Genomic DNA, 20,850 nt, shown 5'->3' with positions numbered 1-20,850 from the left:
GCTTGCTCCTTCAGGCCGGCGCTACGTGCCGACGTCACGCGTCCCGCTCAACCAAGGCGACGCCGCGCGCTTCGTTCCCCGTCACGCCAAGCGCCGCGGCAGGCTGTGGTGGATCGCGCACGCGGCGACCGCCGCGTGGCCGAACGCGACCGAGATCTGGTGCAGGTCGGTGACGACGTCGCCGATCCCGTAGAGTCCGCTGACCGAGGTGCGCTGATGGTCGTCGACTTTCAGAAAGCCTTCTCCGACATGCTCGGCCCCCAGCGACAGCGCGAGTTGCGAACGCACCTCGGCGCCCATCGCCGGATAGACGGTGTCGAATTGCAGCGTCCGGCCATCGCCGAAGACGGCCTCGATGCCCCCGCCCCTCCGCCGCAGATGCAAATCGGGCGCGAACACGATTTCGACGCCCGCCTCGGTCAGCTCCGATGGTGCGCTCCGTTCGTCATCCCGGCCGATCGCGAGCAGCGTCACGTCGCGCGAGTAGCCGCGCAGGAACAGCGCCTTGCTGGCCGCGCGGTGAAGTGGGCCTATGACGCCGATGCGTTGGCCGGCCGCCTCGAAGGCATCGCAGACGGGACAATAGCGCAACAGCCCGTCCGCGACGGCAGCGCGCCACTCCCGGAACGGCGGATGGGTGTCGACGATGCCGCTGGCGAGAATGACGGTGGCGGCGGCATGCGTCTCGTCGTTCCAGCTCGCCTCGAAACCAAGATCGTGCCGCCGCAACGCGGTGACCTCGGCTTCCACGTGCGCGACGGCGAGCTCGTCGAGCTGCGCCGACATGCGGGCAATCAGGTCCGCCCCTGACAGCCCGTGGACGAAGCCGGGAACGTTGTGGCTGCGCGGGATCAGCGCGGCCCGGCTCGCCCCCGCGTCAACGACACAGACGCTGCGGCGGAAGCGCGCCAGATAGATCGCGGCCATAAGCCCGGCAGGGCCACCGCCGATGACCAGGCAATCAAGCCGCGCACCGGTCATTTCGGGTTCGGGTCGGCAAGTCCGGCGCCGGGCTCCTGGAGGCGCCCGCTTCTCGCCAGCCGGACGGCATTGCCCAGCGCGCGCGCCGCGTTCTGCACCTCCTGCTGGAATTTCCTGTCTTCATCGAGCGCACCATGCGAGGTGGCGTACGGCTCCATGTAGCCGACATAACCGTCGATCTCGGCGAAGCGGCCCGCCGAGACCAGCTGCATGTCGGTCAGCCAGTCCGACAAGGCGCGGCGCACGCCCTCGGCACCGACGGCGTCGCCGTGGACGACGACGCCGAAATGACGGCCGGCGAGATGGCGCGGATAGGGCCAGCCCTTCAGCTCCATCGCCTTGGCTTCAGCAGCCTTCTTGCCGTGCGTCGAGGTCGGATCGGGATTGCCGCCGTCGGCGCAGACCATGCGATCCATCATCGCCTTGAGCCCCGAAGGCACGTGGTACCAGTTCACCGGCGTCACGATCAGGATGCCGTGAGCGGCGACCCACAGCGGATAGATCTCGTTCATCCAGTCGTGGGTCTGCCCCAGCGAATGGTTGGGATAGCAGCTGCATGGCCAGTGGCAGAGCGGCATCGCGGTTGCGACGCAGGATTTGCAGGGATAGATGGTCTTGCCGAATTCGGAGGCGAGGCGCGACAGATCGAGGACGTCGACGGCGAACCCCATCTCCGTGAAGACAGGCTCGGCCAGCTTGACCAGGCGCCAGGTCTTGGACATCTCGCCGGGACAGGTGTGCTCGCTGCGGGCCGAGCCGTTGATGACGAGGATGCGCGGCGTCTCCTCCGCATCGTCATGCCGCCGCTGCGCTTCCAGGATCTTTGCGCGCGCATCGAGCCAGTCGATGGCGAGATCGTAGTCGGGATCGGAGAAGCCCGCGCCCGCCTTTCGCGTCAGCGGCGCCTTGCGCGAATGGCTGTAGGCGTCCCAGGCGGCGCCGACGATGGCGTCGCGTTCGCGTTGCAGCGGGGCAAAGGCGGGATCGACGAACTGGCTGTCGTAACGCCGCTCGAACTCTCCGCGCGACAGCTTGACGGGCGGCATCCCCTTGCGAATTTCGGCGTCCGTCATGCTGGCTCCCGGCGAAGTCGGTATCCGACCAACCCGGGACGCTGCACGCGGTTCCTCAACGCCTACTGGCGAGCCGCCTCCGCCGGCACATCGAATCGCGCGATCCGCCGGTCCAGTCGCCACAGCTCGATGTGATGGACCCGCACGAGCGCGGCGGCTTCGCGCTTGGCCTGCTCGTCGTCGTCGCAGACGAGGTTGATGCATCCGAACACGCGCCCGTCCGGCTCGATCTCGAACGCGCGGTAATGCTTGAAGCTACGCATGGTCACCGCCTCGCCTCGGATAGACCGGGGCGCTCAGCCAGTCGGTGAGGTTCGAGGTCATCTCGTTCTGTTTCGCACGCCGAAGCAGCGTCTCGCGCTCCTTGCCGGGTGGTAGGCTGCTTGCGCGCTCGCGAGCCTTTTCGGCGAATGCCGCCAACCGCTCCTGGAGCGATTGGGTCTGTTTCCTGCGGTTGCGTTTTGCGGTCATTGGACTTTCACAGCGGATTTCGGAGGTTGGAAATGGTCCCGGCGGGAGCGGCCCCCGCCGGCAAGGTTGGCAGCTTCCGCCGCACCGAGCGGTTCCAGCATTTCAATAAGTTAACGCCGCGCGATTTTGCGATCACGACCGGCGCGTGACACGCGCCTCGTCGCCTCACTGCTGCGGAACCGAAATGCTGATTCGTATGTTCTTAAGGACTTGAAGGAGGACCAGCATGGCAAAAGCAGCACGGAAGCGGCCTGGCTCACCCATCGGCCGCAAGGGACCGCGCAAGGTCAATCCCGCATACAAACGCCGTTCGCGGCAACCGTGGACGCCCGCTGATGTGAGCAAGCTGAAGCAGCTCGCGAAAGGCAACACGCCGACCGGCGTCATGAGCATCAAGCTGCAGCGCCCGGTCGCGGCCATTCGCAGCAAGGCGCAGCGCGAGGGGATTTCGCTGCGGCCGGTCAACCGCTCGCCTTACACCCGGCGCAGCAAAACGGCGAAGCGGCGTTAGCACCGCCGCGTTCGGCGGATGCTACTCCGGTGGCTGCAGGCCCGGCGACCGCAGCCACTCGCTCATCTGAGAACCGGTTTCCGCCTGACGCGCCCTGCGCAACATCTCGTCGCGCGTTGCGCCGGGCGGAAGCAATTCGGCCTGTTCGCGCAGTCGCTCCGCTTCGGCGGCAAGCCGTATCTCCAGCGGATCCATTTGCCTCTCTCGACGCCGCATCAACATGGGCGTTCTCCCTGATCGTTGGGTCGGAGCGCTCCGTTGCGTTCTTACCGATTGAGATCATCGCGCAAGCGATGCCTCTACAACCTTCCAGACGCGGAACGGTTTCGTGGCGCCGTCCCGGACGGGAACGCTTCACGGCGTAACTGAGCCAAGAACGTAACATGAGTTAAGTCAGCCGATGACGTCTTTTGCTAAACTGAGTACGTCGTGGCCCAGCCTGGATTGGCGCAAATGGACAATTATCGCCAGCTTCAGAAGAGCTGCGAGCATCAGGCCGCTCTCAGTTCCTCCCCCGCAACGCGAACTGCTCTCCTGGAAATGGCGGAGGAGTATCGCAAACGAGCCGAATGCATGGAGCTTGGGGCGGCCGAGCCAGGACGGACCGAAAAGCCTTGAGCAGCATGGACCAGGGCCTGCGGTTTCCATGGCCAAATCGCTGCGATCGGAGTATCATTCGCTCATCATCGGCTGAGGCTCTGCCCTAGACGTCGATGACTGAGAGACCGCTTGCGCTCCCGCCTGCACAACAGGGAGCGCGGCCATGCAAACGACCATTCACGTTCCATTGCTCTCTGACGCAGAGCGCGTCGCGCGTGCGCGCAAGGCGATCCGCGAGGCGTTGGATGTGCTCGCGATGTCTTCGCCAGACACGTTTCTCGGCCGCAAGAGCTACGAGCCCTTCCCCAAGGAGCGTATCCAAGATCAAGATGATTCAAGCGATCAGGATCGTCGAATGATCGATCCTCAGCCGAGACCGGCCGCCCGGGGCATGTCGCGGTCTACCCGCGGCGATAGAGCTGCAGGTAGCTCGCCGAGTACAACGCCGCGTCCTTGAGCGCGTCGAGATCGCCGATGGTCAGCGTCCGATCGCGCAGCACGATCAGGCCCGACGCCCGCAGCTCCTGGACGGTGCGGTTGAGATGGACCACCGACAGTCCCGTCGCATCGGCGAGATCCATTTGCGTCGCCGGCATGACGCAGGAATTGCCGTCGACCATGCCGACGGGGCGAAGCCGCTCGAAGATTTCGCAGAACAGATGGGCCACGCGCTCCACCGCCACGCGCCGGCCGAGATTGAGCGCCCATTCGCGCTGGATCGCGTTGTTGACCAGCGTCTCGCACCAGAACGCTTCGGCGAGCGAGCGATCGCCGGCCACCAGGCTCTCGAAACGCGCGCGCTTGATCTCGGCATAGACCGCGGGCGTCAGCGTCGCGATGGAATGGTCCATCACCGAGAGCAGGAACGCATGGGCGTCGCAGGTCTCGCCCGGAAAAATGAAATTGACAATCTGGCGCCGGCCATCCTCGAGCGTCTTGTAGCGGCAGAGCCAGCCTGACAGCACGATGCGGACGCTGTCGACAGGATCACCCTCCGAGAGGAGGTCTTCGCCCGCGCCGACGCGTTGCAGCCCTTCGAGCATCGCATATTCGAGTGAAGCACGGGCCTCCGCCGACAATGGCCTCAGCGTGCTCAGCCGGCGAATGGCCGGCTCCATCACGCTGCGATCGGGCGTCGACAACGGCATCAGCCAGCCACCACCGGTGTGTGGAACATGCGCTTGCTGAGAGGAATTGTGATCGAGCATTCCAACCCCGCGGGGTCGAATGTCAATGCGGTGTGCCCCTTGAACTCGAATGCCAGCGTGCGCTCCAGAAGCTCGGTACCGAAACCCTTTCGCGGCGGCGGCTTGACCTGCGGCCCGCCGCGCTCGCGCCATTGGAACACGAGCTCGGCAGGGTCCCTGCTCTCGTCGAGGCGCCAGGTGATTTCCATGCATCCGCTCGGCTGGCTCAGGGCGCCATATTTCAGTGCGTTGGTCGCAAGCTCGTGGATCGCGAGCGCAAACGTCTCCGCGGCCTTGGCCTGGAAGCGGACCTTGGGGCCGGAGACCCGCATCTGCTCACCCTCGCGGGCATTGTAAGCCAGAAGCTCCTCGACCACGAGGTATTCGAGGTCGATGCCGCCTTCGGGATCGCGCGTCACCATCGCCTGGGTGCGGGCGAAGGCGTTGATCCGGCCATCGAGATGCGAGGCGTATTCCTGGACGGTGGAACTTGTCTCGGCGGAGCGGCGGGCGATCGAACGCACCACGCCGAGCGTGTTGCGGACACGGTGCTGTAGCTCGGCCAGCAGCAGGCGCTGGCGCTCCTCGGCGCGGGTAATGGCGGTGACGTCGATGAAGGTAATGACGACCCCGGCAATGAAATTATCGATGCTGCGGTAAGGCAGAATACGCACGATGTAGCGCGTGGCGCTGTCCGGCGCGCTCAGCTCGCGTTCGACGCTGGCGAGCGTGCGCAGCACGCGGCGGACGTCCTCATAGAGCTCCTCGATGGGGATGCGGGCCTTGATGTGGGCGATGGGCCGGCCCGCATCAGTCTCGACGAGATGCAGGATCTGCGTGATCGCAGGCGTGAAATTCATCACGCGCAAATCGTTGTCGAGGAACACAGTTGCGATCTGCGTGCTCTCGAGGAAGTTCTTGAGATCGCTGGTGGCGCGCGTCAGATCCTGGACACGGTGCGCCAGCTCGCCGTTGACCGTCGTCAATTCCTCGTTGACCGAGTGCAGCTCTTCGCGCGAGGTCTCGAGCTCCTCGTTGGCCGACTGAAGCTCCTCGTTGAGCGACTGGTACTCCTTGTTGGAGGATTTCAGCTCTTCGTTGGAGCTCTCGAGCTCCTCGATGGTCGCCTGGAGGCGCTCGCGCATGGTGCGCAGCTCGCCTTCGAGGCGCTCGACGTGCTCGGTGCGCACCAGCAGATTTGGATTGTGCTGGTCAGCCTCGATTGCGCCGATGGGACCGTCCTTGAACAGCACGACGAAGTTGCGGCGGCCGCCGGCCCCTTCCTGGATCGGCTCCACCGTGATGTCGACGAGGACGCGATGACCGTTGACACCGAGCTGCACTTGGCCTGCATGGGCCGGCTCGTTGGTCTCCGCTGCGCGGCTGAGGGCGGTGCGCAATTCGAGCCGGAGATCGCGGTGCACCAGCTGGAGCAAGTCGAGCGTGGCCGCGCCCGCCGTCGGCTCGATGTAGCGGCCGGTCCGTCCCGAGAAGTGCAGGATGTGGAAATTGTCGTCGATGATGACATAGGCCGGCGCGTAGCGCTCCGCGATGCGCTGTGCGCGGCGCTCCAGCCCGACGTCGGGGCTGAGGGAGCGGACCGGCGATACTTCAACCGGCGCCCTGCCCGCCCCGATCGAGATCGGAAATTCCGGCGGCAACCGCGCGCCGGTCTCAAGCTTCCTGAAGATGCGGGCGCGGCGCTCGACCGGCTCGAACAGCTGGGGATGCCGGGTGACGTTCTCGGAATTGCCGAGAAACAGGTAACGGTCGGGCAGCAGCGCGAAATGGAACAGCGGGATCACACGGTTCTGCAATTCGGCATTGAGATAGATCAGCAGATTGCGGCAGGAGACCAGGTCGAGCTTGGAAAACGGCGCATCCTTGATGACGTTGTGCTGCGAGAAGATGCACATCTCGCGCAGCTCCTTGACCACGCAATAGGTGTCGCCCTCGCGGACGAACCAGCGCGCCAGGCGCTCGCTGGTCATGTCGGCCTCGATATTGGTGCGGTAGCGGCCAACGCGCGCGGTCGCCAGCGCCCGTCCGTCGATGTCGGTGGCGAAGATCTGGACCTGCGGCGCCGAATCCATCCGCGCCATATGCTCGCGCAGGAGAATGCCGATAGAATAGGCCTCCTCGCCGGTGGCGCAGCCGAGCACCCAGACGCGGACCTGCTGGCCCGCGCCCTTGCCCTCGAACATCTTCGGGACGATCTGGGTCTCGAGCACCTCGAATTCGCGCTTGTCGCGGAAGAACTCGGTGACACCAATCAGGAGGTCGTTGAGGAGATGCTGCGCTTCGTCCTTGTCGTTGCGCAGGAAATCGACATAGGCGGGAATGTCGTCGATCTGGACCACCTGCATGCGCCGCTGCACCCGACGCAGGAAGGTATTCTGCTTGTAGCCGTGAAAGTCGTTGCCGGTCGTGTGGCGCAGGATATCCGCGATGCGCGACAGCGAGGTTGCGGCCGCGGCCAGAACCTCGTCAAACCCCTGCTTCTCCTCCAGGCGCCGCAGATGCCGGGCATAGACCTGGATGTGCTCCGGGATCTGCTCAGGCGCCAACACGTAGTCCGCGATGGAAACGGGCGTATTGCCGTTGATGAGATGTTCGGCATCTTCATGACCCGGGACCCTTTCGGCAATGGCGAGACCACCGTGATCCTTCAGCGTCGCAGTGCCGAGCGTGCCGTCACCGCCGGTCCCGGCAAGCAGGACGCCGATCGATTGCTCGGCGCGCTCCTCCGCGAGCGATACCAGGAAGCTGTCGATCGTGGCGCGTTCGCCGGGCGCCTGCTCGGCCTTGCGGATCGCAAATCGACCGTCGCGGATCGTGGTGATCATCGCGGACGGGCACAGATAGATCGTGCCGCCCTCGACCGCATCGCCATCGGCAATCTCGGCGACCTTGCCGCCGTTGGAATTTCGCACGACCTCGCGCAGCCGCGGCTCATCGAAGGCCTCGTGGTGCTGAAGCACCAGCACGATGGCCTGATCGATGCCGACGGTCAGCTTGGCGAAGAAGCGCTCGATACTGTCCAGAGAACCGGGGGAAGCGCCGACGCCAATGATCAGCGGGACCTTGATCTGGCGCGCTCCATCGACCGGCTGGTCGCCGACTTCATTCATGACCCTGGTGGCTCTCTTTTGCTGACCGGGGGCGACGGCCGCCCGGCCCCTGCAAATAGCAGAAATCGATATTATCCCAACAGATCAAAGACAAAAATGTGCCGGACCTGTTTCGATCCGGCGACAGGGACCCGAAGGCCAAGCAGCATACGCCGCCATGTCCGGCCCGGTGCCGGATTCAGCGGGGCCCGTGCTGGCTAACCCGCCTCGACCGCTTCATGCAGATACCTGACACGCTGCTCGATCAGGATGCGGTGGCGCTCCCATTCGACCAGGGTCCGCTTGAGCAGGTCGACCAGCCGTTCGGCCTGGCGCGTATCGTGACCGCCTGCCATGAGTTCGCGCACCCGGTCTTCCTGATTTCGGATGCGCTGCCAGCCTTCCTCGATGTCCTTGTCGGCTTTCACCAGGAGAGTCTGCTCGGCATTGAGCTGGGCGGTCCGTTCGGCAAGAGAGATGGCCATGAGGCGCCTCTAAGCCTCCCGCTTGTGCAGGGGCGGATCGAGCGCTTGTAGCACGACGCGCCGGATCATGTCGGCATATTCGCGATACTCGGACGCACGCGCCTCGTACATCTCGGCGACCGCGGGCCTCCCGCTCCGCCGACCATCGGAGGCCATACGCTGAACCAGCTCGGCGCGTTCCTCGATGATGCGCAGCGCCACCCGCAGGGCTTCGTCCACCCGGCCCTCCTGCTCCTTGGCGGGCGCGTCGGCCGTATAGGCGTGACCGACCTGACAACGGAAGCGCAGCGGGCGCAATTCCTTGACCTCGGACATGACGCCGCCACAAGCCGGGCAAGTCAGCGCAACGGGTTCAGCCATGGAGACCAGCTTGTCGCTGCCGATCCGGTCCCCGGCCGCGATCTCGACCTCGAGCCTGATCTCGGGCGGAATCGGCAAAGCGGCTCCGGCCTGCTCCCGGACCAGCTCGGACAGGACGTCGCCCATACCGGCACCGGGGACGCAGAGATCGACGGTGGTCGCTTCCATCGCGCGCCGCGGCATCTCGTCGGAAACGGCGTCCGCGGGGTCCTGGACCACGGTCATCCCGCCGCAGCGCTTGATGGCGTTGAGCCCGGCCGCGCCGTCGGACAACAAACCACTCAGGAGCACCCCGATCACGCGGGGACCGTGATAGAGGGCGGCCGAACGGAACAGAGCGTCGATGGCCGGGCGGACCATGTTCTCGCGCGGCCCGCGCCCCAGGAAAATGTGATCCTCCGCAAGCAGGAGATGATGGTCCGGCGCGCCCAGATAGACCCGGCCCGGCTCGATCTTCATGCCGTTCTCGGCCTGCCGGACCGGAAGCGGGCCGGCGCTGCTGGCAACCGTCGAGAGGTTGCCGATGCCCTGCGCGGGAATGTGCAGGACGACGAAGACGGCGGCCGGAAGGTCCGCGGGCAGACGGCTCAGGATCTGCTTCAAGGGCTGGGTGGCTCCGGCGGAGCCCCCGATCACGATGATGTCGCGGTGGCTCATGGAACCCGCCTCCGGTTGCATCGTTGCACCAAGGCGCCCTCTGGCCCTTATGTTCCTAATTGGGAGGAGGGAGCGCTGGAGGGATCATGCCGGTATCGCCCAAATCGCTTCGTCAACGCGTGCCACTGCATGGTCGCCGCATCCTCGTGGTCGAGGACGAATATTTTCTCGCCGATGACATCGGCAACGCGCTGCGCACGCTCGGCGCGGAGATCGCCGGTCCCGTCGGCCACATCGAGGATGCGGTCGAGATGCTGCACGATGGCGGCGCGCTCGATGCCGCGGTTCTCGACGTGAACATCCGCTCCGAGCCGATCTTTCCGATTGCCCGCGAGCTCAGGGCACGCCGGGTGCCGTTCGTGTTCACCACGGGCTACGACAGGATCAGCATCGAGCCGGAATTCCAGGACGTGCCGCTCTGGGAGAAGCCGATCGACATCGTGGCCATGGTGCAGAACCTTGCGAGCCTCGTCGGCAGTCAATCCGCGACGGGCGACGCAGCACCGCCGTGACCATCTGGTGAGTGCCATGCGCCTGCGCGACGCGCTGGAGCAGGAACGCCGCGGGAAAGCGCGCCGGCTCAGCCGGAATTCCGGAGAGCACTGGTCCAAGGGGTCGCAGCTGGGGCTCGCAGCCGATCGACGATCAAAACACAAGCGCGAAGGCGAGCCAGGCCGTCACCGCCAGGCAGAGCAGGACCGCGGCGTAAGGTAGCGCGACGCGCAAGACGTCAAGCCTTCCCGCGTCAGCTCATCATCATCCAGGCGAACGCCACCATCATCACCAGAAATCCCGTGATCGCGGTCGCGATAAAGGCCTGTTCGATGCGATCCATCGCCGTCCAGCCCCCTTTCTGTTTCCAGCCCGTACACTTTGGCGGTTTAGGGGCGGCCGCGCATTAGGCTATGTGAATCGGCCGCGACGCACCTTTCGACCTGGGCGATGTCCATCCCTACTCGCGCCAGAACTCCGACAGCTCCTCCGCGGTCACCAGGTCGACCTGGCCGTGAAAGCGCGTGCGGTACATCGTCATGAGCGCGTCATGCCCGACGTCGGACGAGCTGCACAGCGCGTCCTCGACGATGACGATCCTGAAGCCGAGATCGACGGCGCTCAGGACCGTCGACAGCACGCAGACGTCCGTCTCCGCGCCCGATATCACGACCGTGCCGACATTCTTGTCGGCCAGCAGGCTCGCCAGCGCGGGATTGCTGAAGGCGGAATAGGCCGGCTTGTCGATGATGGCAGCCGGCGGAACGAACTTGTTCAGCGCCGGCACGAGCTCGAGCGCGGATGGCGCAAGATGCCTGCGGGTCGCCTGATGCCAGCGACGAAAATAGCTCTGCCACTGACCGGGACGATCTTCCGGATCCTGCGGCGTGATGAAACGCGTGAAGACGGTTCTGGCCTGGTGGCGCGAAACGATCGAGACGATCGCCGGCAGAACCCGCTCCATCCAGGGTGTCGCCCACAGACCGCCGGGGGCGAAAATGTTCTGCATGTCGATGCAGAGGTGAACGGCCTGCCTGATGTCGGCGACTTCCGAAGCGCTGTCCCTCATCGTGCTCCACCGTCAAGCGCATCGCCGCGCGACGTCAGTCGACATCGACGCGGCGATTTCAGCGACTGAATGCCAATGGAAGGGCTTTGGTTCCGAGCACGACACAGGTCCGGCGGATCTGATCGATACGATCGCGGCGTGCGGCCCGCTAATACCAAGGCCTCATGAGCCAGCTCTCGCATGGCGCGCGCCGCACGCTTGCGAGTGTGTTCGCACGACGCTGGTCCAGTTGCGTCGCTTCATCCCGTCCCGCTGGGAAGACGATGCAATTGGAACCGCTGCCTGTGAAGTGGCTCACATCGGGCCGGACAATGTACGTCTATCAGTCGTGACGGGTGGACATGGCAGACGGAGACGCGCATGAAACGCCTCGTGCTCCCGCTCATTGCAGCCCTGGTTCTGGCCGGTGCGGCCAGCACCGTGCTGAATTCGCACGCCCTGTTCCGTTCCGGTCAGAGCGGCATGGCGTCCATCCAAAGCATGCAGACAGGTCGAACGGCCCTGCTCCCCGAACAGGACATCCAGGACCGTTCCGTCTTGTTCGGCAAAGAGCCGGCGCAATAGAGCCGGTTGCCCGCTTCAGGCTGCGCGCATTACTCCGCCGCCTCGGTTGCGGGCTGCGGCCGTCCGTCGTTCGGCCCCGTTCGCGCCTTCTGCTCGTCGAGCCAGAGGCTATGGTGCTCGCGCGCCCAGTTGACGTCGACTTCGCCGGAGCCCATGGCCTCGAATGCACCCTCCATCCCGATGGTGCCGATATAGATGTGCCCGATCATGGCCGCGACGAACAAGACCGCCACGATCGAGTGAACGATCTGGGCCATTTGCATGCCCTCGATCCCCGTGCCGTAGAACGGGAACATCAGCGCGTAGCCGCTCGCCGCGACGAGCCCACCGCCGATCACGACGATCCAGTAGATCATCTTCTGACCGCCATTGAAGCGGCGGGCCGGCGGATGATCATGCCCGATCAGTCCGCCGCCGCGTTTGGCCCATTCGATATCCACCTTGCTCGGGATATTGCCGCCGATCCACATCAGGAAGATCAGGATGACACCGAGGGTGAACGGGAAGCTCAGATAGTTGTGGGCGTATTTTCCCCATTGCGACCACTCCGAGAAAGCCTCGAAGCCCATCAGCGGCAGCAGCAATGGCCGGCCGAACGTGATATTCAAGCCGGAAATGGCCAGGACGATGAAGCATGTCGCTGTCAGCCAGTGCACGAACCGCTCGAATGCGTTGAAGCGCACGATGGTGCGGCCCGACCGTCCGGCTTCGAGGCGCACCATTCCGACGGTGAGATAGAAGATCACCACGGCCGCGATCATGCCGAGGATGGCAATGCCGCCGACCCAACGCAGCGTCACGTCGCGGAATTCCCGCCATTCGCGTCCCTGCGGCTGCTCCAGAACACCCGAGCGCTGATCGGGAATGCTGACGCGGCCCTGAATCCGGTTGAGCTCCTGCAGAAGCTGCTGCTCCTTGACCGCGCTCGCGGTCGGGTTGACCTGCTGAGCACCTGCGGGCACCGCCGTCAGCAAAACTAGCAGCGCCCAGGCGCCCAACGCCAGGCGAATGAACCTTCCAAACGACGCCATCACGTCCTCCCCGGTCTTGCGCGCCCTCGGCTGCCCACGTCAGGACTCGATCGTCTCACGATAGGCAGTCTTCCAGCCCCATGCGCCCGAGCCATAGCCGCGCTTCATGACGCGCTCCTTGTAGATCTGGGCGATGATTTCACCGTCGCCCGCAAGCAACGATTTGGTCGAGCACATTTCGGCGCACAGCGGCAGCTTGCCTTCGGCCAGCCGGTTCGCGCCGTACTTCTCGTATTCCTCCTTGCTGCCATCGGCTTCCGGGCCGCCGGCGCAATAGGTGCATTTGTCCATCTTGCCGCGCGAGCCGAAATTGCCGACCTTCGGGTATTGCGGCGCGCCGAACGGACAGGCGTAGAAGCAATAGCCGCAACCGATGCAGAGGTCCTTGGAGTGCAGAACCACGGCATCCGCGGTGGTGTAGAAGCAGTTCACCGGGCACACCGCCGCGCAAGGCGCGTCGGTGCAATGCATGCAGGCCATCGAGATCGAGCGCTCGCCCGGCTTGCCGTCGTTGATGGTGACGACGCGGCGCCGGTTGATGCCCCAGGGCACCTCATGCTCGTTCTTGCAGGCGGTGACGCAGGCGTTGCATTCGATGCAGCGATCAGCGTCGCAGAGAAATTTCATTCGAGCCATGTTCGTTGCTCCTCAAGCTGCGACGATCTGACAAAGCGTGACCTTCGGCTCCTGCATGCCGGTCGCAGGATCGTAGCCGTAACTCGTGATCGTGTTGGCGCTCTCGCCCAGCACGATCGGGTCGGTGCCGGCGGGATAGTTCTTGCGCAAATCGGCGCCGCCGAGCCAGCCGCCGAAATGGAACGGCATCCAGGCGACGCCCTTGCCGACGCGTTCGGTCACGAGCGCCTTCATTCTCGCCCGCGAGTTGTTCTCGGCGCCGCTCACCCAGACCCAGCCGCCGTCCTTGATGCCGCGGTCGGCGGCATCGGCCGGACTGATCTCGATGAACATGTCCTGCTGCAACTCGGCGAGCCATGGGTTGGTGCGCGTCTCCTCGCCGCCGCCCTCGTATTCCACCAGCCGTCCCGAAGAGAGGATGAGTGGAAACTGCTTTGCGATCCCCTTCTCGACTGCCGCCTTCTGAACGGAGAAGCCGATATTGGGCAGACGGAACTGCCGGGCGTCGGGCAGCGTCGGATACTTTTCCACCAGATCGACACGCGGCGTGTAGATCGGTTCGCGGTGCACCGGGATCGGATCCGGCAGACCGAACGCATTCATGCGCGCCTTGCCGTTGCCGAACGGCACGCAGCCGTGCTTCAGCGCGACGCGCTGGATGCCGCCCGAGAGGTCCGTCGCCCAGGACACCGCGTCCGGATTGGCCGGGTTGACCCTCTGGATTGTCGCCAGTTCGGCCTCGGTGAGATCCTTGTCCCAACCCAGTTTCTTCAGGCTTGCCAGCGTGAACTCGGGGTAGCCGTCCTCGATCTCCGAGCCCTTGGAAAAGGACTTGTCGGCAAGCAGGCTCACTTTCCGCGTCGTCCCGTCCGGCAACTTTTCCTCGCGCTCGATGCCGAAGCGGGGCCGGAACGCGCCGCCGCCGTCCATCACGTGCAGATTGTTGTTGTAGAGCAGCGGCGATCCCGGGTGCTTCACCTCGGGCGAGCCCCAGCACGGCCACGGCAGGCCGTAATAGTCGCCGCCGACTTCCGGATCGTCCTTGGGCGCGCGCATCGTCACCAGATCGAACTTGTTCTGGTTCTTCATGTGCGCCTTGATGCGCTCGGGCGACTGTCCGCAATAGCCGGTCGACCAGCTTCCGCGGTTGATCTCGCGCAGCACGTCCTCGGCGACGGGAAGATTGTTCTCGACCTTGATGTTCTTGAACATCTTGTCGGCGAAGCCGAACTTCTTCGCCAGCAGATAGATGATCTCGAGATCATCCTTGGATTCGAAGATCGGCTTGACGATCTGCTCGCCCCACTGCATCGAGCGGTTGGAGGCGACGCGCGATCCCGCGCATTCGAACTGCGTTGCCACGGGCAGGATGTAGACGCCATCCTTGCGTCCCGCCTCAACGGCCAAGGACGCCCAGGTCGTCGGATGCGGATCCGCGATCACCAGCAGGTCCAGCGCCTTCAGACCCTTCATCGATTCCGGAATGCGGGTGATGCTGTTGCTGGCATGGCCTTGCACGAAGACGGCCTTGACGTTGTCCTTCTGTGCGACATCGGCCTTCGGCAGCAGCGCGGCATCGAACCAGCGTGTCAGCGGGATGCCTGGCGTCTCCATCTGCTTCTTCTCGTCGAAGCGGGAGACCAGATAATCGTAATCGACCTCCCAGACCCGCGACCAGTGCTTCCAGGCGCCTTCCGCGAGGCCGTAATAGAATGGCAGAGTCACGATATCGAGACCGACATCGGTCGCGCCTTGCACGTTGTCATGGCCGCGCAGGATGTTGGCGCCGGCGCCGGACTTGCCGACATTGCCGGTCATCAGCAGGGCAATGCAGCTCGCCCGCACATTGGCGGTGCCGACGGTGTGCTGGGTCTGGCCCATGCACCAGATGATGGTCGCGGGCTTGACCGTCGCAAACATCTTGGCGACACGTTCGAGCTGGGCTGCGGGCACGCCGGTGACGCGCTCGACCTCCTGCGGATTCCACTTCTCGACTTCCTTGCGCAGATCGTCGAAGCCGTAGACGCGCTGGGCGATGAACTCCTTGTCCTCCCAGCCGTTCTTCAGGATGTGCCACATCATGCCGTAGAGCACGGGAATGTCGGTGCCGGGACGGATGCGGACATATTCGGTGGCATGCGCCGCGGTGCGGGTCAGGCGCGGATCGAAGACGATGAAGTTCGCCTTGTTGAGCTCTTTGCCCTCGAGCAGGTGCTGCATGCTGACGGGATGCGCTTCCGCGGCGTTGCTGCCGATGAACAGCATCGTCTTGGAGTTGCGCATGTCGTTGATGCTGTTCGTCATCGCGCCATAGCCCCAGGTGTTGGCGACACCGGTGACCGTCGTGGAGTGGCAGATGCGAGCCTGATGGTCGGTGTTGTTGGTACCCCAGAACGCGCCGAGCTTGCGGAACAGGTAGGAGCCCTCGTTGGTCATCTTGGCCGAGCCGAGCCAGTACACGGAATCGCTGCCCGACTTCTCGCGCACCTGGAGCAGCTTGTCGCCGATCTCGTTCACCGCCGTGTCCCAGGACACGCGCGTCCACTGCCCGTTCACGAGCTTCATCGGAAAGCGCAGACGGCGATCGCTGTGCACGAGCTCGCGCACCGAGGCGCCCTTGGCGCAATGCGAGCCGCGGTTGATCGGGGAATCCCAGCTCGGCTCCTGCCCAATCCAGACTCCGTTGAGCACTTCGGCCGTGACGGTGCAGCCCACCGCGCAATGCGTGCAGATGCTCTTCTTGACGACCGCGCCGGCCGCGAGCGGGCCGGCCGTGGCCGCTTCGGCCTTCCGAACGCTGCCGACCGGCATGGCGCCCAGCGCGGCGAGAGCACCGCCGGCGAGGCCGGACCTGCGCAGGAAGGCACGGCGATCAAGTCCCTCGCCCTGGCCGGCAAGGGATTCGGCGACGGAGCCGCGGCGATCGGAACGCTGATGTGTTCGCTTGATAAGCACGAGCAGCCTCCTCTCAGGCCGGATAACGGTTGACGCGGTAGAACGTCTTCACGTGATCGGATTCCTTGTAGCGCGCCTTGCGCTTCTCATCGTTGTTCTCGCTGTCCGCCTGCGCCGAGCCAACCAGCGGTGTCGCAAGCGTCGCGCCGGCGCCGACCGTGCCGATGCCGACCTGGCGAAGGAAGTCGCGGCGTCCCACCTTTGCTTTCGTCTCGTCACTCATCGCATCTCTCCCGGACCGACGCGCGTCGATCAATTGGCGAATGTGAATGCTTCCGTCTCGATCTCGATGAAGGTGCGGCCGAGGGCACCGACGGCGCGATAGAATCGCGCATTGTCGGCGCTCTCCATGTCTGCGAATAGCCGCCCCATCCAGGGCGACAGGTGCTTGTCGAAGAAGGCGCGCTGAGCCTCGGGCGAAGCATCCAGGCAGCCGTCGGCAAGGCCCGACATGATCTCGCACAGGATCGCGGCATGATCCTCGGGCTCGGAATTGTTGACGATCCGCTCGATGCCGAGCGCAGCCATGTCTGCGCGCAGGCGCGACAGCGGCCGTTCGTTGAGGAATCCCGTGAGATAGTAGGACGCGTAGGGAAGCAATTCGCCGCGACCGAGTCCGACGAACAGATCGAAATATTCCCGCTCGACTTGACTTGGGGGTGCGCTTGCGGCGGCGTCGGCGAGCGCGGCATGCGCACGCCCGAGCGGCGTTGCGTCACCGGCCAATGCAGCGAGCTGTTCCAGCAATCGTTTCGACGGCGGCGCGGACAGCAACGTCGCCAACAGTGCATATTCCCGTCCGCGCGCTGCATCGACGGGATCGAGGGGTTCTGCGGGCATGGCCTGTTCGTAGAGATCGGGGCGCAGGTCGTTGCGAGAAACACCGGTGGCGTTTTCGACTGCAATCACCCGTTGTGCGGGCACGCGGGACCAGGTCGAGACGGAGGGCTGGCTGATGCCTATTTTGCGCGCAAGCTGAGCGATGCCGCCTGCGGCATCGATCGCGCGCTCAAGCCCGTCATCACGCACGTGGACCTCCCATCCAAGAGTCCCGTCTGCTGAATATTTTCATTTTTTACAAAGCACTAGGCGAAGCGTAATCGTGGTTCCGCGGACCGTCAATCGCCTGCTCATAGCCTGGCCCTATAGTCTTTGGTCTATTCGCTCAGCGCGGCAGTGCACCGCCATGCGTTCGCGGCCTGACAGGCTCAGCGAGATCCGCGAATCTCTCTGCCGCCGTTGGCTGCACTGCAACAGGGACTGGCGGCCGCTTCGTCTCATCCGGCAACTTCGCGACGTCGGATGGAGCTATCGCATCGGCTTGATGAAATTGCGCCGAAGAATTCGCCGTTTCGATTGACGCTTCGGGGAGAGACTGCGCCGCCTCACGCACGCCGCCGACGATCCGGTCGACGAGTGCGGCCAGTTCCTCCGAGGAACAATCCAATGGCCCAAACCCGGGCATCGCAGTCGGATCGTTGAAGTCCCAGGCATTCTCCGCGAGACCGACGAAGTCGCGAATGGCAGGATCGGCGGCCCAAGCGCGGCGAAGAGCCGCACGACCCAAGTCCTGCGGGATTCCCTTGCGCAAGAACGCGGTGATGTCGGTCGCAGCATCGATCTCGTCGATCGACGGCAGGCTCGAGAGATCGAGCTCGCTCTCGTCGTCATTGACCACGGAAGGCGGCGCGGGCTGCGCCGCAGCAGGCTTCGCCGGCTCCGCTCGCGACTCGCGCTTGCGGCGGGACCAACGTGCAAGGAACTCCTCCTCGCTCATTCCTGTCCGCCCTCATGTTCGCGCCGCGCCAGCGCCTCCGGGTCGGCGCGGCGCCGCTTGCGTTTGACGAATTCCCGCTCGACATGGTGCTCGGCCACGAAGCTTTCAATTGCCTCGCGCAGCACCTCGGGCATCGGCACCGCTTCGACGAGATTGTCGGCGGCTTCGGTAAAGCCCTCGCCCTCCGCGGGATCGGCGGTCACCGCGGCGACCGCATAGGGCCACACGCCCTCCGAAGGCGACAGCACGGTCCATATGCTCGGATGACCGGAAGCCAGATTGTCGCGATAGCGCGCCGTCTCGGATGGATAGAGATCCACGGTCCCACGCCCGGCGTAGAACAGGGTCGAGCCCTCCTGCTCGCGCAGCAAGGTCCAGGGTCGCGTGTCCGGCTCGTCCGGCAAAACAGCGATCGCGCGCCAGACGAAATCGACCCAAGGCGAAGCGGCCTTGCGCCGCTCGACCACGACACCGATAGCAATCGACAATAAGGGCCGCGCCGCAGGGCTCATGTCGCCATCTCCGGGCCCTTCACCGGTAGTCCGGTCAGCAGATTCTGCGGTTTCAACCGAACCTTCTGGTCCGCCGTCATCGACAAGATCAAGTAGACCGGCTCGCCCCTGACATCGTCGAGCGCGCGGCTCGAGTCCGCAAAGATCAGCCGGAACAGTGCGAGCACCCGGTCGGCGCTGCGCTGGTCGAGCTCCTCGCCGTGCCAGAGGCGGTCCCCGAGCCTGGTGGCGTCGGCGTCGAGCCCGACATACCAGGTGAGCTTTTCGTCCTTCAGCGCGCGCAGCGGCTCAATCATGACGTCGATGCCGAGCAGATGAGATATCCAGCGCGTCATCACCTGTGCCAGCGCAACCGGTCCGCGTCCGCCGGCCGTGAGGTCGAGAGCCATGTCGAACTGGTCGCTGCGCTGCCAATAGGCGTCGGCATTCTCTTCGCTCAGCACGTCGACCACCGCATCGGTGGTGGCTCCCAGCATCGACATCAGGGAAAGCACCGGAGTCGGGCTCCGGCCGCCCACGACCTCCTCGTCGCCGAGCAGCACGGCCTGTTCATGCGGCAGGACCCGCTGAATCCGGAAGAACAGCTCGGCCGCGCGCAGCACGAACGGATCGTCGCAGCCGTCGAGCGCGTTACGCAGAATGACGTGCAGGAGCTGGTTGACGAAGAGCGGCGGAAGGTTAGCCCCGCCGGATCGCACCGACGCGAGATAAGCGGCTTCGAGCGTCGGATGCCGCAACAATAGATCGCGAAACCCCAGCACGAACTGCCAGTTCTCCCGGGCATCGGGGTCGACAAGCGCTGCAATCTCGTCGGCGCCGACCTCCTGACGCGGATCGGCGAGCAGCTCGCGGTGCAACCGGCGTTCGACCGGGCACGCATCCTCCGGCGGCATCAATTCGGGGCGGGCAAAATAGGCCTTGAGGAATTCATCGGTGACACGAAGTCCGCCCCCCTCGTCGCGATCGAGCAGATGATGGCCGCAGGCGATCCAGAAATCGTTCATCTGACAGTTGGTCCCCGGCCCAGATCCGCAAGCCTGAGACTGCTGTCAGGCTCGACCTCATCCTCCATTTCCATGAACGAGAACGCCTTGCCGTGTCCCTGCCCCTCGCGAAGTTGCAGCCGGCGGAAAGACTCGCGGACCTCGCCCTCGCTCACCGCGCGGTGCACTGCAATAAGCGAGCTGATCGGATGGCTGCAAAGCGACTGGGAGAACGCCACCTCCTCTTCTGCCGCCGCCTTCGCGGTCGCCACGTCCGGCGCACCGAAGCGATCGACAAGTTGCCCGGCCAGGAGATCGACCAGGCTGCGATAATCGTCCTCGGTCGCCGGAACGATCTGCGCCAGCGTCGACCAGCCCCAGGATTGGACCCCGAGGAAACCGCCGCGAAACGCCGCGCGCGCCTTGCCTTCGAGCGTCGCTACATCGCAATCCCAGAAGCGGAAGGCACCGGAGACGGCCCATTCGCCCGGCTCCGCCGCCGCGTCGAACACGAATGTATCGGAAGGATCGAGCGCGATGGTCCGCAGGAGCTTCATCGCCGCGGACCTCCGAGCGCCGGATCGAACCAGGACGGGATCGCGAGCGCCGGCACGAGATTCCGACGTTCAATCGTGCCCGCCCCGATCCGGCGCGTGAGGAGATCACCGTCATCGTCGATGCGCTGGACGGTCTGCCGTTCGCGCGGCATGCGGGACAGATATTCGCGCGCGACGCCGTCAAAGCCATCGGCCCGCCAGCCGTCGAACGCCAGCATCAGATGCCGGGCAAAACTCTCGGTGATCTGCGCCGCACCAGTTTCGCCAAAGCCCTCCTGGTCGAGCGCCGAGGCAAGCGGATGGACACCCGGCTCCTCGTCGTTCATGGCGACCGTCCGGATCATCGCGCCGAACACCAGCCATGGCGGCGCCGCCTCCTCATTGGCCGCGACAGGCCAACCCAAGCGCCCGCCGCCAATCAAGCCTCCGTCGATCCTGACCGCGTCCGGCCAGCCGATCGTGATGGGCTTGCTCGGCGGCGCGTAGGCGCGCAAGGCATCAGTGAGGGCGACCATGCCGGCGTAGATTGCGCGCCGCGCGCTGCGCAGCGGCTCGGCCGGCTCGAGCACCACCGCGAACTCCGCCAGGTCGAAGCGGCCGACATAGACGAGCGTCCCGGCGCCACTCTCCGGTGCAATGCGGCATGCGTGGGCAAAAGCGTCGCCACTCTCGCGCAGCCGCACCAATGTGAACGGCGGCGGCAGGTGAATCGGTTCCGCCAGGGAAACGTGGCTGACTAAGGTCGAGGACAGACCGTTCTCCGCTTTCCTTTTCTTCCCGATGGATAATGTTTATACGAGACGAAAGGGCGGCGCGAGTCCGTCGTCGTCGTCCGAATG

The 20,850-nt window shown here is 64.8% G+C and carries 23 protein-coding genes; 3 read left to right on the top strand and 20 right to left on the bottom strand.

Annotated features, from left to right (window positions below):
- Positions 1-81: 81 nt before the first annotated feature.
- The 4 genes from ACFDR6_RS29390 to ACFDR6_RS29375 form a co-directional block, all read right to left on the bottom strand.
- A complete protein-coding gene (locus ACFDR6_RS29390; protein ID WP_375860392.1) occupies positions 82-981 on the bottom strand; it encodes an NAD(P)/FAD-dependent oxidoreductase in 900 nt (299 codons plus the stop codon).
- Entirely contained in the window at positions 978-2,054 is a 1,077-nt protein-coding gene (locus ACFDR6_RS29385; protein ID WP_375860391.1) for a flavodoxin family protein, read from the bottom strand. The genes ACFDR6_RS29390 and ACFDR6_RS29385 overlap by 4 nt, the downstream gene beginning before the upstream one ends.
- A 62-nt stretch (positions 2,055-2,116) precedes the next feature.
- Positions 2,117-2,317, bottom strand: coding sequence for a hypothetical protein (locus tag ACFDR6_RS29380; protein ID WP_212092888.1), 201 nt, complete (start codon positions 2,315-2,317; stop codon positions 2,117-2,119).
- Positions 2,310-2,525 (bottom strand): hypothetical protein, encoded by a 216-nt coding sequence (locus tag ACFDR6_RS29375; RefSeq protein WP_247967701.1) that lies wholly within the window; start codon positions 2,523-2,525, stop codon positions 2,310-2,312. Before ACFDR6_RS29375 ends, ACFDR6_RS29380 begins: the two co-directional genes overlap by 8 nt.
- Before the next feature lie 226 nt (positions 2,526-2,751).
- Here ACFDR6_RS29375 and ACFDR6_RS29370 point away from each other — a divergent pair, with 226 nt between their 5' ends.
- Entirely contained in the window at positions 2,752-3,036 is a 285-nt protein-coding gene (locus tag ACFDR6_RS29370) for a hypothetical protein (RefSeq protein WP_375860390.1), read from the top strand.
- A 21-nt stretch (positions 3,037-3,057) separates the two neighbouring features.
- Here ACFDR6_RS29370 and ACFDR6_RS29365 read toward each other — a convergent pair whose 3' ends face one another.
- The 5 genes from ACFDR6_RS29365 to ACFDR6_RS29345 form a co-directional block, all read right to left on the bottom strand.
- Positions 3,058-3,258: a hypothetical protein gene (locus ACFDR6_RS29365; RefSeq protein ID WP_212092885.1), complete on the bottom strand. Its 201-nt coding sequence runs from the start codon at positions 3,256-3,258 to the stop codon at positions 3,058-3,060.
- Positions 3,259-4,037: 779 nt separating this feature from the next.
- Positions 4,038-4,784 carry a Crp/Fnr family transcriptional regulator gene (locus ACFDR6_RS29360; RefSeq protein WP_375860389.1) on the bottom strand — a complete coding sequence of 249 codons (747 nt, stop codon included), beginning with the start codon at positions 4,782-4,784 and terminating at the stop codon, positions 4,038-4,040.
- Positions 4,784-7,954, bottom strand: coding sequence for a CheR family methyltransferase (locus ACFDR6_RS29355; protein ID WP_375860388.1), 3,171 nt, complete (start codon positions 7,952-7,954; stop codon positions 4,784-4,786). The genes ACFDR6_RS29360 and ACFDR6_RS29355 overlap by 1 nt, the downstream gene beginning before the upstream one ends.
- Positions 7,955-8,151: 197 nt before the next feature.
- Positions 8,152-8,418, bottom strand: a complete 267-nt coding sequence (locus ACFDR6_RS29350; RefSeq protein ID WP_375860387.1) for a hypothetical protein — start codon at positions 8,416-8,418, stop codon at positions 8,152-8,154.
- 9 nt (positions 8,419-8,427) lie between these two features.
- Entirely contained in the window at positions 8,428-9,435 is a 1,008-nt protein-coding gene (locus ACFDR6_RS29345; protein WP_375860386.1) for a chemotaxis protein CheB, read from the bottom strand.
- An 86-nt stretch (positions 9,436-9,521) separates the two neighbouring features.
- Between ACFDR6_RS29345 and ACFDR6_RS29340 the strand changes: the two genes are divergently transcribed.
- Complete coding sequence (locus ACFDR6_RS29340; protein WP_375860384.1) at positions 9,522-9,947, top strand: response regulator; 426 nt, start codon at positions 9,522-9,524, stop codon at positions 9,945-9,947.
- A 440-nt stretch (positions 9,948-10,387) separates the two neighbouring features.
- Here ACFDR6_RS29340 and ACFDR6_RS29335 read toward each other — a convergent pair whose 3' ends face one another.
- Complete coding sequence (locus tag ACFDR6_RS29335) at positions 10,388-10,996, bottom strand: cysteine hydrolase family protein (RefSeq protein WP_375860383.1); 609 nt, start codon at positions 10,994-10,996, stop codon at positions 10,388-10,390.
- A 360-nt stretch (positions 10,997-11,356) separates the two neighbouring features.
- On the opposite strand from ACFDR6_RS29335, the gene ACFDR6_RS29330 reads away from it, so the two are divergent.
- The gene (locus tag ACFDR6_RS29330; protein ID WP_317243714.1) at positions 11,357-11,560 is read left to right on the top strand and encodes a hypothetical protein; all 204 of its coding nucleotides are present in this window, start codon (positions 11,357-11,359) and stop codon (positions 11,558-11,560) included.
- 29 nt (positions 11,561-11,589) lie between these two features.
- Here ACFDR6_RS29330 and ACFDR6_RS29325 read toward each other — a convergent pair whose 3' ends face one another.
- The 10 genes from ACFDR6_RS29325 to ACFDR6_RS29280 all read right to left on the bottom strand — a co-directional run bounded on the left by ACFDR6_RS29325 (position 11,590) and on the right by ACFDR6_RS29280 (position 20,694).
- Positions 11,590-12,591 carry a formate dehydrogenase subunit gamma gene (locus tag ACFDR6_RS29325; RefSeq protein ID WP_212092877.1) on the bottom strand — a complete coding sequence of 334 codons (1,002 nt, stop codon included), beginning with the start codon at positions 12,589-12,591 and terminating at the stop codon, positions 11,590-11,592.
- Positions 12,592-12,630: 39 nt separating this feature from the next.
- Positions 12,631-13,227 carry a formate dehydrogenase FDH3 subunit beta gene (gene fdh3B / locus ACFDR6_RS29320; RefSeq protein WP_027571966.1) on the bottom strand — a complete coding sequence of 199 codons (597 nt, stop codon included), beginning with the start codon at positions 13,225-13,227 and terminating at the stop codon, positions 12,631-12,633.
- Positions 13,228-13,239: 12 nt separating this feature from the next.
- Positions 13,240-16,182 carry a formate dehydrogenase subunit alpha gene (locus tag ACFDR6_RS29315; protein WP_375860382.1) on the bottom strand — a complete coding sequence of 981 codons (2,943 nt, stop codon included), beginning with the start codon at positions 16,180-16,182 and terminating at the stop codon, positions 13,240-13,242.
- A gap of 13 nt (positions 16,183-16,195) precedes the next feature.
- A complete protein-coding gene (locus tag ACFDR6_RS29310; protein ID WP_061848651.1) occupies positions 16,196-16,405 on the bottom strand; it encodes a twin-arginine translocation signal domain-containing protein in 210 nt (69 codons plus the stop codon).
- A gap of 29 nt (positions 16,406-16,434) precedes the next feature.
- Positions 16,435-17,211: a molecular chaperone TorD family protein gene (locus ACFDR6_RS29305; RefSeq protein ID WP_375860381.1), complete on the bottom strand. Its 777-nt coding sequence runs from the start codon at positions 17,209-17,211 to the stop codon at positions 16,435-16,437.
- Between the two features lie 136 nt (positions 17,212-17,347).
- Positions 17,348-17,959: a DUF3306 domain-containing protein gene (locus tag ACFDR6_RS29300; protein WP_375860379.1), complete on the bottom strand. Its 612-nt coding sequence runs from the start codon at positions 17,957-17,959 to the stop codon at positions 17,348-17,350.
- Entirely contained in the window at positions 17,956-18,471 is a 516-nt protein-coding gene (locus tag ACFDR6_RS29295) for a DUF3305 domain-containing protein (protein ID WP_375860378.1), read from the bottom strand. Before ACFDR6_RS29295 ends, ACFDR6_RS29300 begins: the two co-directional genes overlap by 4 nt.
- Positions 18,468-19,475, bottom strand: coding sequence for a DUF6352 family protein (locus tag ACFDR6_RS29290; RefSeq protein ID WP_375860377.1), 1,008 nt, complete (start codon positions 19,473-19,475; stop codon positions 18,468-18,470). Before ACFDR6_RS29290 ends, ACFDR6_RS29295 begins: the two co-directional genes overlap by 4 nt.
- Positions 19,472-20,011, bottom strand: coding sequence for a DUF6505 family protein (locus tag ACFDR6_RS29285; protein ID WP_375860375.1), 540 nt, complete (start codon positions 20,009-20,011; stop codon positions 19,472-19,474). Before ACFDR6_RS29285 ends, ACFDR6_RS29290 begins: the two co-directional genes overlap by 4 nt.
- A complete protein-coding gene (locus tag ACFDR6_RS29280; RefSeq protein ID WP_317243915.1) occupies positions 20,008-20,694 on the bottom strand; it encodes a biotin/lipoate--protein ligase family protein in 687 nt (228 codons plus the stop codon). Before ACFDR6_RS29280 ends, ACFDR6_RS29285 begins: the two co-directional genes overlap by 4 nt.
- Positions 20,695-20,850 lie beyond the last annotated feature (156 nt).

It is taken from the genome of Bradyrhizobium tunisiense, assembly GCF_042263385.1.
In the GTDB taxonomy this organism is placed as follows: domain Bacteria; phylum Pseudomonadota; class Alphaproteobacteria; order Rhizobiales; family Xanthobacteraceae; genus Bradyrhizobium; species Bradyrhizobium tunisiense.
This window is presented reverse-complemented; position numbering and strand designations above follow the sequence as displayed.